This window comes from Anabaena sphaerica FACHB-251, assembly GCF_014696825.1.
Taxonomy (GTDB): Bacteria; Cyanobacteriota; Cyanobacteriia; order Cyanobacteriales; family Nostocaceae; genus RDYJ01.
The window spans coordinates 13949-29442 of the sequence record NZ_JACJQU010000024.1; the positions used below are offsets into that span (position 1 = coordinate 13949).

Consider the following 15494-nt stretch of genomic DNA (forward strand, 5'->3'; position numbering starts at 1 on the left):
ACTACCCTATCGCAAACCTGAAATTTACTCTCTTGGTTCTCTCGAACAGGTTCAAGCGAACGATCTAGGCAGTATGATTGACGGGCCTAACCGTGCTTACTATTACAACGGTTAGTTTTTCAGGTGAGAAATTAACAAAATTAAACCACATATAACCTTATAGTTTGTAGCTGCGCCATAACATTCAAGCGCAACTACAAAATTTTTATGAATCATTCTTCTGACAACCAGATATTTTGCCATTAGGTAGGGTAGTTTTGCAAAGCTTGACTTGCTTTATGGCTGCGGTTGCTCCTTTAGCATCTTTAAGATTGGTGCGTGTGAGAATGGCATCTTTAAGGTTAGCACCTGTAAGATCAGCACCTGTAAGATCAGCACCTGTAAGATCAGCATCTGTAAGATTAGCCTTCGTGAAGTTAGTCTTCCTAAGATCGGCATTAACTAGCTTGGCTCCAGTAAGATTGACTTCACTCAGATCAGTATCATATAAAGCACAGCGAGTTTTATCTTTATGAATTGAAGCACAAGAAGTTTTATCATCGATTGAGCTTTTAAAGACATCATCGAGGAATTGACGAGTTTCTAGCGGTAGATCGCTTAAATCTAAGCCAGGTTTGACTTCAATCGCCTGTTTTTCAAGTTTCCTTTTAAGCTCTTCACTCTCACTCTTGCTATAAAAGCATGGAAGCTCAGGTCTACTACATCCATATACAGCCCCTTTGAAATCGGTATTGTTATCTAGCACAACTTTTTTAAGATTGGCATCAATCAAGTTAGCTCGCTGTAGATGAGTGCCTTTGAGAGTAGCTTGAAAGAGGTAGGCGTTTTTCAGGTTGGCTTTTGTTAGATATGCACCAGACAGATTAGCATAATGAAGACGGGCATCTGTCAGCTCGGTGGTAGTCAGATTTGCACCTCTCAATTTAGCGTCTTTGAAATTAGCCCTTCTGAGGATAGCTCTTGATAAGTTAATTTCCTCTAAGTGGAGTCCCTCAGTATCTCTCAAACTACCAAGATTGATTTCTTCTAAAAAAGATTCTGACGGTTCTTCTGGCATTATTCCATCGACTCGATTCTTGAAACCTAATCCTGCCTCATCCAAAAAGGATAGTAAGAGTTGTCGTCGTTCTGGATTTTTTGTAAACATACAGGGAATTATACGTAAACAAATACCATCATTTGTGCTTAAAGAACGCAACGTGTTTTCTGTTACAGAGCGAGCAAGATTTTTTGCTTGCTCATATTCAGCTTTTTTCTGTTGAAATTCTTTCTTTTTATCCTCGTCATTAGTATTAAGATGTTCCTTCTTAATATGCTCCATCTCTAGATAATTGACATATAACTTATCCTGAATCAAATAAAGTTCCATTGAGGTCAAAAATTTATCTATTAACTCATCATAATATCGCTGTCTTGAAATGTAATCACCTGCTATAAATAATAATAGAGAAACCAGAGTAGATATCCCTATAAATTTGAATAACTTTATGATACCAAAATTGATTTTCATATTTTCAGTAAATCTTTTACTTAGTGTTTTTTGTATTTTTTAAAAAATTATTAGGTTCTAAATTTTTATGCCATTTATCACATTTTGAGATTTTGTAGTGAGATTAAATTATTTAATTAAAATAAAGCACTTTTTATAATTTTATTTATGTTGCAATGATAACTATTATTAGTATGCTTCGATATTTAGTATATTAGTATGTATAATTTTTACTCAGGTTGAATTTTAAAACATCCTCTCAAAGAATGAAATCAACTGAATTTGATTTTTAAAGCATCTTCTTAAAGAATGAAGTCAACTGAATAAACTTCAGTTAAAATATGGTCGTTATAATTTGCTAACAAATCTACAAATACCAAATAGATGATATTGAAAACATTAGCTAGGCAAAGATAAGGACAATATTGATGGGTGAAAATGGCAATTTTTACAGTCTTAATCGGGATGTATTTCTATTTCTGCAAGATGGGGTCGCCCAAATCTTGGACTTTGACCGCGGACAGTTTTATGGGCTGGATGAAATTGCCACATTAATGATGTTAATCGTACTAGAAAAAGGAGTAGAAGAGACAGTTAACGAACTAACTAAAATTTATGAAATAACTGAAGAAAGTGTTCGCTCCGACTTGAATAAACTCTTAAAGAATTTAGAGCAAAAAAATCTATTTGTTACCGAAATACAAACGCATAACTACATATTTAATTTGATACGTTATTGTCTCAGAATAAATAATAAAATTTTTAACAAAATCTTACTTTTGCTCTTAAAAAGAGTCAGTGCAATTTTCCGCAATTTAGTCAACCCTGAACCAACCCCAAATCGCCTGACAGTTGAGCTATTGTTAAGCTTAAGTTGGCTCAGTTTTCGTCTACTCGGATGGAGTCGTACTCTGTCATTGTGGCAACACTGGCATCGTGCAGTATCACCAACTGACACCACAGTAACAACAGATGTCATTCAAACAGTGGATCGAATGGTGCGGGAAGCTGCTGCTAGTAAACTTTTCTTACCAATAGTCTGTAAAGAACGATCGCTGGTTGGTTATCATCTTCTCCGTACTTTTTACGGCTTACCTGCAACTTTAGTTATCGGCATTGACCGCTATCCGTTTCAAGTCCACGCCTGGGTGGAGTGTAATGGCTTAGTTGTGACGGATGAATTAGCTCATTGTCAACCCTTTATCCCAGTTGTCAGATATTCCTAAACGCGATCGCGAGGACTGCCATGAGAACCGGATTTGAAGTCACCCTAGAAGCAACCGAAAAGGCTGAATTTCATCTCTTTTCCCCAGCAACTTCCCTGGTAACCTTTGCCCAAGACTCCGCAACAGAGATGGCAGTGGTGCTGATGGGACGAATTTATTACCAGGATGACTGGAAAACTCGGTTTCCTCAAGCATTTCCGCAGAACTTCGCCTCAGATGCAGCCTTGGCATTGGCTATTTTCCAACATTATGGCGCACAAGGTTTAGAGAAACTTGAGGGTGAATTTGCCCTAGTGGTTTTCGATGCCAAGGAATCGCGTCTTTTCGCCCTGCGAGATCCTCTAGGCAACTTTCCCTTGTACTGGACACGCCACAACCAAACCACCAGGGTTAGCACTAGTTTGCAATTATTAGCGCAACGACTTCCCCAAGCTGCCATTAATAAAGACTTTCTCGCCTCATTCTTAATGTTTCCCTATGCTTTTGTCGAGTTAGCCACTGAAAAGACGGCATTTGAGGAAATTCACCGGATTTTACCAGGCAATCTCTTAGTATTGACTCCCGATGGTCGGACAACAAAAATCTGGTCTTGGGACTGGATGAAGCAAATTCAACCGATAGAAAATATCACGCCCCAGGAAGCTGGTTTACAGTTTCTCCACCTTTTTCGGCAAGCAGTCAAACAGCGAATTCAGGACGAGAAAACCGCTTCTCACTTATCAGGAGGGATGGATAGCTCTTCTATAGTGTGTATTGCCCGTGACTTACTAGCCGCAGAAACTTTTCCCAGAAAGCTGATTACCCTTTCTTTGGTTTATCAAATGCGGAGTTTGGCAGGTGAAACTGATTACATTCAGATGGTGGTAGATCAGGGAGGAGCGATTGATCCACAATATGTGGATGGGGATGCAGCTTTAGATTTCCAGTGGTTTACTCAAGAACTCCCTACCTATGACGAACCTTATCCTGGTTTATTCCACTTAGCAATGGAAAAGGTGCTGGTGGATGTAGCTGCCCAGCAAGGGGTGACGGCGATTATGAGTGGAGGGGGTGCAGAACTGATTGTAGAAGGAAATCGGATGCACTTGGCAGATTTGATGCTTCAAGGTCACTGGAACAAAGCTTTACAGGAGGCGCGTCAATGGGCTAATGCCAAAAACCAGAGCCTCTGGTCAATTTTGTACCCATTTGGAATTGAACCGTTAATTCCGCCACTGCTGCGGGAGGGCTTGCCAGCTTTCATCCGACGCGGCTATGGACACTGGCCAAAGCTAGGTTCATTTACCATTCCTCCTTGGATTCTTCCTGATTTTGCCCAGCAGCACGATATGTGGGGCAAGGCACTAGCAACTATAGGTGATATCAATAGATATCCGGTAGAAGAATCCTTAAATCTGCTAGGACTGCGAGCATCTGCCGGAAATTGGGCTGCTTGGAATCTTGCCGCACCTCTGGGAATCCGCATTTGCCAACCCTTCCTCGATCCGCGTCTGATTACTTACTGTCTCAGTCTCCCCAGAGAACTGAGAGAAATCCCTGGCGTTCCTAAGCCTCTGCTGCAAGTGGCGATGGGCGGGATTCTGCCCGAACCAATTCGGACTCGGCGGTTTAAGGGAAATTTCAATGAGGTTTATTGGCAGGGACTAGCCAAGAATTTACCCAATCTAGAGGAAATGGTCGCTCAGTCGCAAATTGATGAGTTAGGTATTTTCGACAAACAGCAATTGATTCAAGCCATGCGACAACACGCGGTGGGGATTGGCGATGTGAGAAGTGGCAGCCGGATCAGTAGTTCGTTGGCTGCGATCGCTTGGTTTGACCAAATGATATCAAACATTGCCTATTTGCAAGAGGTCTAGTGAAGGGCGGTCATCTCACATTTTCGCGTTGCTCCCCTTTTACTAGAGCCAAATTTAGCAGTTGCTTTAAAGCTAACCAAATAAAAACTGGGATAGTTGTACTATATCGACGAAATAGTCTCAATGGTTCCTGAATCAGACGATAGAACCACTCACCCCCTAAATGACGAATCCAATAGGGCGCTCTTTTGTGGCTTTCTGCAAAGACAGGAAATGCTCCTCCCAAACCAATCATCACAGCCTGAATTTTGTCTTTGTTTTGATTCATCCAATACTCTTGTTTTGGACATCCTAAAGCAACTAAAACTATTCCGGCTCCACTATCATTAATTTTTTTGATAATGGCTTCATTCTCTGTAAAAGTAAGTGGACGGAATGGTAAAGGCTCCATTCCAGCAATTTTCACATTCGGAAATACACGTTCCAACTTATATCTCATCTTCTCTAGAATTCGTATTTCAGAACCCAAGAAAAAAAGATGAATGTCTCTAAGTGGAGCTAATCTACACAAAGATAAAAGAATATCCATCCCAGCAACACGGTTTTGAGTACCTGCTCCCATTAGTCTCAACATCCAAACCAGTGGCATACCGTCGGGAGTAACAATATCCGCATTCTTTAAAACAGAGGAAAAGTCTGGATGCCAATAAGCTTCTACAAGCATATGAGTATTAGCCACACAAACAACTTTGCTGATTTTGCTCATAGCCCATTCCAAGATCATGTTTATTTGAACTTCAAAGGGTAAAGCAGTAACAGGAGAGCCAATTACATCGATTTTTGTAGGGATTTTTGAAGCTGCAAATTCTAGAGACGGACTTAAGGATTGAACCTGAATTTGGTTGTTTGTGGTTAGCATCTCTTCTTTATATTGTTTGTCAGTTACAAAAAATTTTCAGTCAGCCAGCAATTAAAACCAGTAGATTATGCAAAGATAATATTGAGAAGATTCACAAGAGTAGCTGGAAAGATTTGTTAGGTTTTCAGCCGCATCTTGCGTAAGTTCTATTTATCCTGTTCCAAAGCAGAAAAAATTATCAAACAGTGGCTTAAATGCTGCGAGTTAGCCACTACATAGAAAGGCATTTACCTTTTACACTTTAGCGTTTTCTCTTTCCCCAAACTAACTGAAAACTTACAGGTTCACAAAGCAGGCAGTATTGAGAACACTAATTAAAAAAAGTTTCAGAAATGATTGAGGATGCCTATAGTATCATTAAAATTAGCTACTTTTATTGTGGCATGAAGTTGAGCCGAGACTGTGCGGATGGCTTGCTAATGATGAAGCTTGGCGTAAGCCACATAAACTGAAACCATTGATAAATCAAGAGAATGAGGAGTCTCAAAATTTGAGCAGATGCAACAAATAATTATTGAATGCGACATTAAATTAATTTACATATTTGTGACCTCTAAGTTCAATATTTGATTATTCTCTTGCTTGGATAAATTAACTAAAATTATCGAAATTAGTTACTAAGATTAGCATAGATTTAATCCAAAATTAAGAGATATGCAACCTAAATTTACTCATAAGACCTCTTGCAGAATTCATTTTATGTTATAATTAGGGGTTGGCTTACATTTACATAAAAGTTAGAATTACACACCTATCTTTGAATTTGCGATGCCTTCGGCGAGCGTAGCTATCGCAAAGACACCCAAAAATACATACAACCTAAAACCCTTCATTATACCACAGAAACAATTTTGCAAGAGGTCCAATGAAACAATTGTCAATTATCAATTGATGAACTGTTTTCCCCTACGCCCTGATCTCTTGCTACTGTAATAATAAGTAGGTAGGCGTTAAAAATTGTCGTTATGGCAAGGCAGGAGGCAGGAGGGAAGATGTTTTTAGCAATTTTACATTTTGTTACATACCTTGGTTTTTTCGTGCTGATTTACTTAAGTATTGAAACATACACAATATTATTTTCTCAAAGTACCTTGTATATCAACAGCAATTACACCTAAAATAGAACAGGAATAAAGATTGAATTGTTCCAATACTTTTGCCACTACAGAACGATTTGTTTTACCTATTCCCATAGATAAAATGCTTGCATCTGTATGCCTAGTGAGGAGACTAGTATCTGTAAAACCTAGTAGATGTGATGTATCATATATAATTAAATCAAAACTTTCCCGAAATTTTGCTGCTAATGCTGCCATCTGAGGGGATGAAAGTAAAATTGTGGGATTTGAAGAAATTTGACCAGCAGTTAAGACAAATAAGTTATGCTGTGGACGTAATTCTCTTACATCCTTAGAAATTGCTTTTTCCAAACTATAGTTTTGGTCTCTGATGTAGTTATTGAGTCTGTGGATAACATTCTCAAAATTGAGTTCTTCAGAAATCAGATTACTTAACCCTTTTGTATTGGGTAAATCCAACATTGTATGGATTGTAGGCTTACGTAAATTTGCATCTACCAACAGCACACGTTTACCCATTGCTGCTGCTGTCTGAGCTAAGTGAAGAGCAATTATAGATTTACCATCTCCAGGAGCAGCTGAGATGATTACTAGAGAGCGGATAGAATTCTCATTATTGAGAAGAAAAATATTTGTGTAAATAGAGCGAAAAGATTCACAAACATTTGAGATATCATGTTTGTTACGAAGCTTACCATCCTTGCCCAACCTAATATGAGGAATAAACCCTAATATCGGCAGTTTAGTTTTCTCTTTTACTTCCTCAAGGTTATAAAAGACGTTATTGAACTTGTCTATGAGCAAAGCATATCCAGTGCTTAATAATAAGCCCAAAGCCGTTCCTAAAATTAAGTTAAGTGTAGGACTGGGTGCTAAATTTTCAGGCTTAGTAGGCGGAGTAAGTACCTGCCAAGGAGCCTGCTTTTGGGCTGAATCTATTCGTAGTCTTTCACGTTCAGCTAAAAAGTGATTTAGGTTATCGACAGCTATTTTTAATTTTCGTGCTAAGTCATCTTTTTGACGTATGAGAGCCGGAAACCGTTGAACCTGCTGCTTCAAGGCACTTTCAGATTGACGAAGAGATTGGATTTGAGTTGTTAATACCTGAATTTCCTTATCTACATCAAGAAATTTTTGGATTGCTCGAAGGCGAGCTGAATTTGGGGCAGCTGAATCCAGGGAATTCATAGTTGTGTTTGACCATTGGCTTCCCAAAATACGTTGTTTTTCTTTAGCAACTATATCCAGCAAATTTTGTCGTTGAATGAGCAGTTTTTGAAGACTCGGATTATTTTCCGTATAATCCACTGATTTACCGGCGATTTGAACTTCTATATCTTGGAGTTGATTCAATAACTTCTGGTATCCAGGAGACTCACTCAGAGAGGAAATAGCCTCAGCTTCATCAGTTTCCAGCCTCAATTGTTTTTGTAAACTATTGTAAGATGTTTGAGCTTTAGCTAATTGTGTTTCAGTATCTAGCCGATTCTGCACAATCTGATAATATTGCCCAGCAAGCTGCTGGCTTTGAATTTCAGCATTAATAAGGCCATATTGTTGACGAAATATTTGTAGTTGTGACTGAAGATTTTCTACTTGCTGTAGCAGTCTTGGGAGTTGATCTTCAACAAATTTAATTCCTAATTGAGTCTCTGTTTGGCGTTCCTCTAAACTGTACTTTAAGTATGCTTCAGATACTTTATTTAATACAAACAAAACTTTTTCAGGATTTGTATCTTGGTAACTGACTTCTAAAATTTGAGTATTTGGCACGAGTTTGATATTGAGTTGAGGTTCTTTACTATCTGGATAATGGTTTTTAACTTGTTGGATAATTGGAGACATTAGCTTAGGACTTGCTAAAATTTTCAACTTGGTTTCATCAATTGTGTTGGAAGTTTCATATCCTTTGGCTCTGTCGTCTCGAGTTACTTTATCTTCAGCCGTTACAGGTTCAGTTAAAATTTCAAATTTAGCAACATAAGTTGGAGGAGTAATTAAAGCCCATGCTAAAGCCGCAGCAATAATCGTAGTTGTGCCAACTCCAATGACAATTATTCTGCGATGAATCACTGATAATAGTTCGCCCAAGTTCAATCCACCTTCATTATTTTCTTCAGGTTCGACTGTATAAATAAGCGGCATATATTGATGTTGATTGTCATTTGCTTCCAACAGATTTTGCTGAGAATAATATCTTGTGTTTATCATCAAACTTGTATATTTTATCTTGCAATTTTCAGATTAATTATCGTGTTCAAAAAGTTAAAAAATCTTAATTACTCACTCATGATACCCCTATGCGGAAGCAAGATGAGTAATTGTAACGTAATTAGTCATGGCTTGAATGGGCTTGAGTGGGGGCTTTAACCCATTGTTTGGTTTAGACCGCTACATGAAAAATTCATCTTCAATTTAGCAGAGTCTACAACACCAACTAATTACGCACTCAGTCTCCATTAAGCTACTGTAGCTACTATTCAGAATTAGTAACTATTTGGTCAAAAATTTGCAATTCCAACAACTCTTAAAGTACCACATAGAAGCTAGGAGTGCAGTTCAGAAACTTTGTAGATTAATGTTTCTACTCAGAACAGGTGTGACGAATTTTCTGCACAAATATGGTAAGTTAAGCACAAATGATGTTTGAGACTGGATGTAAAACATATTAACTTATAGGTAGGAATAACACAAGTTTTAATTGAAAAAAAACAATTATCTTTTAATTTTGTAAAAAAATACTTGTACCTTAGCCAAATTTAGCGGTTTATAACTAGATAACCCAGATAATTTGATTCAAGTTTGAAACTTTTATACTTTTCAATAGGGTTGTAATTACATAGTAAGATACTATTGCTCTGCGGGCATAAAAAAATAGTTAACTTAATAATTAACATCTTTTTTTGTCGTTCTTCACAATTTAACTCTAGTCCTGATAATTTCATTTATAAACTGTATGAATTATGAAGATTTTGTAAAATTGACAAAAAACTGTAATTTATATATTGACTCCTAACTGCAATTATCTTTTAATTTGCTTTAATCCTAAGTTACCACAGGAAAATATCAGGACTTACGCAACTGGCATATTTATTAGGGTGTGTCAGATGTTAAAAATTTGTTTATTGACAGGATTTATGCAGTCTGGCGGACCATACAAGAGATGTTTGATGTGACACTTGCGTAAGTCCTAAATATAAAAAAATCAGCATTCATCTGTTGGTTTTTTCGGTTTCCATCAACAAGAACCTGACAACTATCAATAATTGACAATGAACTTAACAACTAAAGACTTTAAACTTCATTAACCTAATTATAAATTATCAATTATCCATTGATAAATTGCTCTCATCAACTCAGTCTCACTAGAGAAAAAAGCTGTAAAGCCCTACTGGCATAGCCGCGCTTACCGCGTAGCTCGGCGTAGCCACCTACTGATTACTGATAGCTAAATACTTACCCAAATTTATCGTTTTATCATTAATTATCGTGCAAAAAGGTAGATAAAAATGGCTATAAATGATAACGTGAAATTAGGTAAAAACGTTCAAATTTTTCATCCTCATCTTGTCAACCTTTACGGTTGTACAGTTGGAGAGAAAACAAAGATCGGCAGCTTTGTAGAAATCCAAAAAAATGTGATAGTCGGAGCTAAATGTAAAATTTCATCCCATACTTTTATTTGCGAGGGCGTGTTCATTGAGGATGAAGTATTTATTGGTCATGGAGTTATGTTTACCAATGATCTTTATCCTCGCGCTACCAATGAAGATAGTAGTATGAAAACTGAGGATGATTGGTTTGTAACTAAAACTTATGTAAAACTACGAGCTTCTATTGGCAGCAATGCAACTATTCTGGCAGGGGTAACAATTGGCGAAAATGCTATAGTTGGGGCTGGAGCAGTTGTTACCCATGATGTCCCTGATTTTACAATTGTGGCTGGAGTACCTGCTCGTGTGATCGGCCATGTTCCTATTAAGTTGCATAAGTCAAAAAATTTAGTGATGACAGATAGCTGAAACTATTCCCTATTCCTTACCTACAAGAAAAGACTTTCTCAGCAACCCCTATATATAATTCTGAGCCAATGATAAATATTCGCGCTCATTTAGAGCAGTCTGTTGATGCAAATATGTTAATAGACCAGCAAAGTCAGGCAATTGATACCATTAAAATAGGTGTCATTGGTTATGGTTACTGGGGTCCGAACTTAGTACGCAGCTTTGCTGAGATACCAGGATCAGAAGTGATAGCCGTCAGTGATTTTAAACTAGATAGACTGGCAAAAGTGCGATCGCGCTATCCTACTATCAAGTTAACGACAAATAGCCAGGACTTACTTAAAGATCCTAGAATAGATGCGATCGCGATTGCCACACCAGTTTCCACTCATTACGATTTAGCCTTAGCAGCTTTGCAAGCTGGGAAACACGTATTGGTAGAAAAACCGATGACTGTTTCCTCCCAACAGGCGATGAGACTGATCGATGAGGCTCAAAAACGTAACTTGGTGCTGATGGTAGACCACACCTTTGTTTATACAGGTGCTGTGCGGAAGATGCAAGAACTGGTAACAACAAAGGTTTTAGGCGATGTTTATTACTATGATTCAGTTCGTGTGAACTTGGGATTATTTCAGCACGACGTGAATGTGATCTGGGATTTGGCAGTTCATGACCTCTCGATTATGGACTATGTGTTGCCATCAAAACCTTATGCTGTCTCAGCCACAGGTATGAGCCACGTTCTTAATGAACCAGAAAACATTGCCTACTTAACACTATTTTTTGAGAATAACTTGATAGCACACATTCATGTGAATTGGCTCGCACCAGTAAAAGTGCGGCGGACACTACTTGGTGGCAGTCAAAAGATGGTCTGTTATGACGATTTGGAGCCGAGTGAAAAGATAAAGGTATACGACAAAGGAATTACCGTGAATAACAGTTCTGAGAATGTGTACCAAATGCTGGTTGGCTATCGCACCGGTGATATGTGGTCTCCTAAGTTGGATATGACAGAAGCATTAAAAACAGAGGTATTACACTTTCTTCATTGTATTCAGTCAGGTAATCGCCCCATCACTGATGGAGAAGCGGGATTGAGAGTAGTAAGAATTTTAGAAGCTACTACCCAATCCATTAAACAGCAGGGTCGATTAGTTGAACTTGACTTAGGGAAAGTGGCAGCATGATTCCATTTGTAGATTTAAAAGCTCAATACAATAGCATCAAAAACGAAATTGATACCGCAGTCTTCCAAGCTTTAGACAGTACGCAATTTGTTTTAGGTAGCGAGGTAGTCGCTTTAGAAGCAGAATTTTCTCACTACTGTGGTGCTGATTATGGAATTGCAGTGAATACAGGTACAAGTGCGCTGCATCTAGCCTTATTAGCTGCGGGCATTAATCCCGGTGATGAAGTAATTACCACACCTTTCACCTTTGTTGCCACCGTAGCCGCCATTTGTTACACCGGAGCTACCCCTGTTTTTGTAGATATTGATCCCATTTCCTACACCATAGATGTCAGGCAGATTGAAGCAGCCATCACCGCCAGGACGAAAGCAATTTTGCCAGTGCATCTTTATGGCCAGCCAGCAGACATGGGACCGATATTAGATATTGCTCGGCGTTACGGTTTGATTGTCATTGAAGATGCCGCACAAGCACACAGGGCTGAGTACAAAGGGCAAAGAGTTGGTAGTATTGGTGATTTAGGCTGTTTCAGCTTTTATCCTGGTAAGAACTTGGGAGCTTATGGTGAAGGTGGCATGGTTGTAACCAATAATCCTGAATACGCTCACAAGATCGAGATGCTAAGGGACTGGGGGCAAAAACGCAAGTATCACCATGTTCTCAAGGGTTATAATTACCGCATGGATGGCTTGCAAGGAGCAATCTTGCGGGTGAAACTACGTCATTTAGATCAGTGGACCCAAGCACGGAGAGCGATCGCCGCAGAATACGACCAACTACTAGCAAAAGCAGACGTGATCACTCCGAAGGTCATGCCCTACAGCCATCATGTTTACCATATATATGCCGTGCGCTCCAAGTCACGGGATACACTGCAACAGCAATTACATGAGCAGGAAATTCAAACAGGCATTCACTACCCGATTCCTGTGCATTTACAACCAGCTTACGCTGATTTAGGCTATCAACTTGGTGATTTTCCACACTCAGAAGCTGCATCCAGAGAGGTATTATCCCTGCCTATGTTTGCAGAACTCTCAACAGAATCACAAACTCAGGTGGCAATGGCGGTAATTAGCTCAACATGAATGAAACTTTTTCGTTAAAATTCCTCGGTCACGCTGGTATACTTGTAAAAGCCTATGGTGTGACTTTACTGTGTGACCCTTGGATGAGTGAAAGTGGTGCTTTCCTGCACAGCTGGCATCAGTTTCCACCAAATGATTTTATTGAACGGCAGTCTTTATATGATGCGGATTATCTATATATCAGTCATGACCATGAGGACCACTTTGACAAATATTTCCTCAAGAATTTTCCCAAGCACAAAGTAACGGTAATCGTTGCTGACTTTTTATCAGATACTTTTGCCAAAGAAATTGCCGATCTAGGCTTTCCACGAATTTGGTGTCTGAAAGATTGGGAACAGTGTAATCTAGCCGATAGCTTCAGCATCGTTGTTGTTAAAGACCAGTCATTATACAAGATAGATTCGGCATTACTAATTCAAGTAGGCAACACAAATATCTTGCACAAAAACGATTGTCATATCCCAGACGAGGATATTTCCAAATATAGAGATTATGGCATCGATCTTTTATTTGCTCAATTTTCAGGAGCAATGTGGTACCCAGCTACCTACACCTATGAAGCTAAAAAACAGCAAAGGGTAGCAACAAAGCTCAAACAAAATCTGATCAGTAGTTTTGTTGACTTTGCTAATAGCATCTGTGCCAAACAGATTTTTCATTGTGCTGGGCCTGCTTGCTTTTTGGAAGATGAAATCTTTCATCTAAATTTTCAGGAAAACAGCATTTTCCATGACCAGTGGGATGTATATCCAGAACTGTCTCAAAGGCTAAATGGCAATTTGCACTTGCTTTTACCAGGGGATGATGTGGTATTATTTGATGAGAAGGAGCTTCACATCAGGCATCAAACTACAACTTTAAATTTTTCTGAAAAAGCGTCGCTGCTGAAAGAATATCAGCACAAAAGAACTGCTGTAATCCAATCATATCTGAAGAGTTTACCGCAGGCTGATCAGGATTTTGTGCAGAAATTTACAAACTATGTTCAGCAACTTTTCTGTAAAAGTGATTATCTGACCAAGAAAGTCAATGCTTTAGTCAAGTTCACTTTGATTGGTACAAATAATGGTTGTGTGTATGTTGACACCCGCAATCAGCTTTTTGCAGTTTTTCAATCTTCAGCAGAAATGCCTAATTATGAGTTTACTATTGAAACTGCGATCGCCAATCTGCTGGTGAAGGGAGAAGAGACATGGGAGAATTTATTTTTAAGCATGAGGTTTAAAGCAAAACGTAACCCAGATATCTACAACTGGCCTTTATTTGCTGTACTGCGTTACGGTCATGAACCCAAGCTGATTGCTCAAATTGAAAATGTGATGAGAGCAGCGGAGAATGAAAAAATCTTGGTCAGAGATGAGAATCAAGAATACCAGGTTCAACGCTATTGTCCTCATGCAGGGGCTGATCTTACCCATGCCAAAATCCAAGATAACAAGTTAGTTTGTCCACGACATCATTGGGTATTTGACCTTGCTGCACAAGGTAAATGTGTTAGCGGCGGTAATATGCCTCTGAAAATTTATGACCTTTGTTAAAAGGCTTCAAAACATTCTGCAAGAAGTAAAAAAATAATGAGTGATATCCGTCCTGGTTTCAATTCCCATCGGCTCATTACCCTAATTCAGCAAGCAATTCAGCGTTGCGAACTTCAACTTGACAATCTTACCGTACTTACAGAAGCTGCAACTGGAGCCTATGTTGTCACACCTATAATAGCTGCAATGGCAGGAGCAAAAAAAGTATTTGCTATCACCCAAGGCAGCCGTTATGGAACTATAGAGGAAGTGAAAACACAAACACAAAAACTTGCGGAAATCGGGTGTATAAGTGATAAAATTGAGTTTATAACCAATAAACCAAAAGATATTGTAGCTCAAGCAGACATTATCACCAACAGCGGCCATGTTCGTCCGATTGATGCAGAGATGATTTCCTGGATGAACCCAACAGCCGTTATTCCGTTAATGTACGAAGCATGGGAGCTGAGACCAGTCGATGTCGATATCAAAGCTTGTCGTCGCAGAGGTATTAAAGTAGCAGGAATTAATGAGCGCCATCCGGCTGTAGATGTGTTCTCATTTCTGGGACTAATGGCGATTAAGCTATTGCTTGATGCTGGCGTTGCTATTTATAAAAGCAACATTTTATTGTTGTGCGACAATCATTTTGCAGCATTTATTGAGAATGGGTTAGTAAGTGCTGGTGCAAGTATTGATACGCTCAACAATATATCACTAGCAGATAAAGGTAAAGTATACGACGCTATTTTAGTGGCAATGCAGCCTCGATCAGAATCAGTGTTATCTGCTGTGGATGCAGAGCAAATTGCAAAGTGCTGGCGTGGAGTGGTAATTGCTCAGTTTTGGGGTGATATTGAGCGGTCTGCTTTTCTTGCTCAAGAAATAGCTATTTGGCCACCAAATGCGCCAGAAAAAGGACATATGGCTATCCTGCCATCAGCAATAGGACCGGAGCCGATTATCAGGTTACAAACAGGAGGATTAAAAGTTGGGGAGTTGCTCTGGCATTCTTGTAAAAATAGAACATCTACTCAAGATAATTCTTTCTCTCAAGAATTAGAAACCTCTGAATTTATTGACCAAATCATTTAGAGCTAGAAGTAACAAGTTTAATTCAGAAATATCGCCTGATGCAATTGTACCTGAACAAAGTTATATGACTGCCAAA

General features: G+C 38.9%; 10 protein-coding genes. 7 read left to right on the forward strand and 3 right to left on the reverse strand.

Features of this window, described 5'->3' with window-relative positions:
• Positions 1–205: 205 nt before the first annotated feature.
• Positions 206–1510 (reverse strand): pentapeptide repeat-containing protein, encoded by a 1305-nt coding sequence (locus H6G06_RS24115; RefSeq protein ID WP_190564594.1) that lies wholly within the window; start codon positions 1508–1510, stop codon positions 206–208.
• Between the two features lie 407 nt (positions 1511–1917).
• On the opposite strand from H6G06_RS24115, the gene H6G06_RS24120 reads away from it, so the two are divergent.
• Positions 1918–2715: a lasso peptide biosynthesis B2 protein gene (locus tag H6G06_RS24120; protein WP_190564595.1), complete on the forward strand. Its 798-nt coding sequence runs from the start codon at positions 1918–1920 to the stop codon at positions 2713–2715.
• 20 nt (positions 2716–2735) lie between these two features.
• Positions 2736–4574 (forward strand): asparagine synthase-related protein, encoded by a 1839-nt coding sequence (locus tag H6G06_RS24125; protein ID WP_190564596.1) that lies wholly within the window; start codon positions 2736–2738, stop codon positions 4572–4574.
• Positions 4575–4584: 10 nt separating this feature from the next.
• On the opposite strand, the gene H6G06_RS24130 is transcribed toward H6G06_RS24125, so the two are convergent.
• Together H6G06_RS24130 and H6G06_RS24135 are read right to left on the reverse strand one after the other, a co-directional pair.
• Positions 4585–5433, reverse strand: coding sequence for a WecB/TagA/CpsF family glycosyltransferase (locus H6G06_RS24130; protein WP_190564597.1), 849 nt, complete (start codon positions 5431–5433; stop codon positions 4585–4587).
• A 1073-nt stretch (positions 5434–6506) separates the two neighbouring features.
• Positions 6507–8723 carry a GumC family protein gene (locus tag H6G06_RS24135; protein ID WP_199306871.1) on the reverse strand — a complete coding sequence of 739 codons (2217 nt, stop codon included), beginning with the start codon at positions 8721–8723 and terminating at the stop codon, positions 6507–6509.
• A gap of 1298 nt (positions 8724–10021) precedes the next feature.
• On the opposite strand from H6G06_RS24135, the gene H6G06_RS24140 reads away from it, so the two are divergent.
• The 5 genes from H6G06_RS24140 to H6G06_RS24160 all read left to right on the forward strand — a co-directional run bounded on the left by H6G06_RS24140 (position 10022) and on the right by H6G06_RS24160 (position 15418).
• On the forward strand, positions 10022–10534 hold the full coding sequence (locus tag H6G06_RS24140; protein WP_190564598.1) for an acyltransferase: 513 nt from the start codon (positions 10022–10024) through the stop codon (positions 10532–10534).
• A 113-nt stretch (positions 10535–10647) separates the two neighbouring features.
• Positions 10648–11709, forward strand: a complete 1062-nt coding sequence (locus H6G06_RS24145) for a Gfo/Idh/MocA family protein (RefSeq protein WP_199306874.1) — start codon at positions 10648–10650, stop codon at positions 11707–11709.
• On the forward strand, positions 11706–12800 hold the full coding sequence (locus H6G06_RS24150) for a DegT/DnrJ/EryC1/StrS family aminotransferase (RefSeq protein WP_190564600.1): 1095 nt from the start codon (positions 11706–11708) through the stop codon (positions 12798–12800). The genes H6G06_RS24145 and H6G06_RS24150 overlap by 4 nt, the downstream gene beginning before the upstream one ends.
• A complete protein-coding gene (locus H6G06_RS24155) occupies positions 12797–14341 on the forward strand; it encodes a Rieske 2Fe-2S domain-containing protein (RefSeq protein ID WP_190564601.1) in 1545 nt (514 codons plus the stop codon). Before H6G06_RS24150 ends, H6G06_RS24155 begins: the two co-directional genes overlap by 4 nt.
• 36 nt (positions 14342–14377) lie before the next feature.
• Entirely contained in the window at positions 14378–15418 is a 1041-nt protein-coding gene (locus H6G06_RS24160) for a hypothetical protein (RefSeq protein WP_242039842.1), read from the forward strand.
• Positions 15419–15494 lie beyond the last annotated feature (76 nt).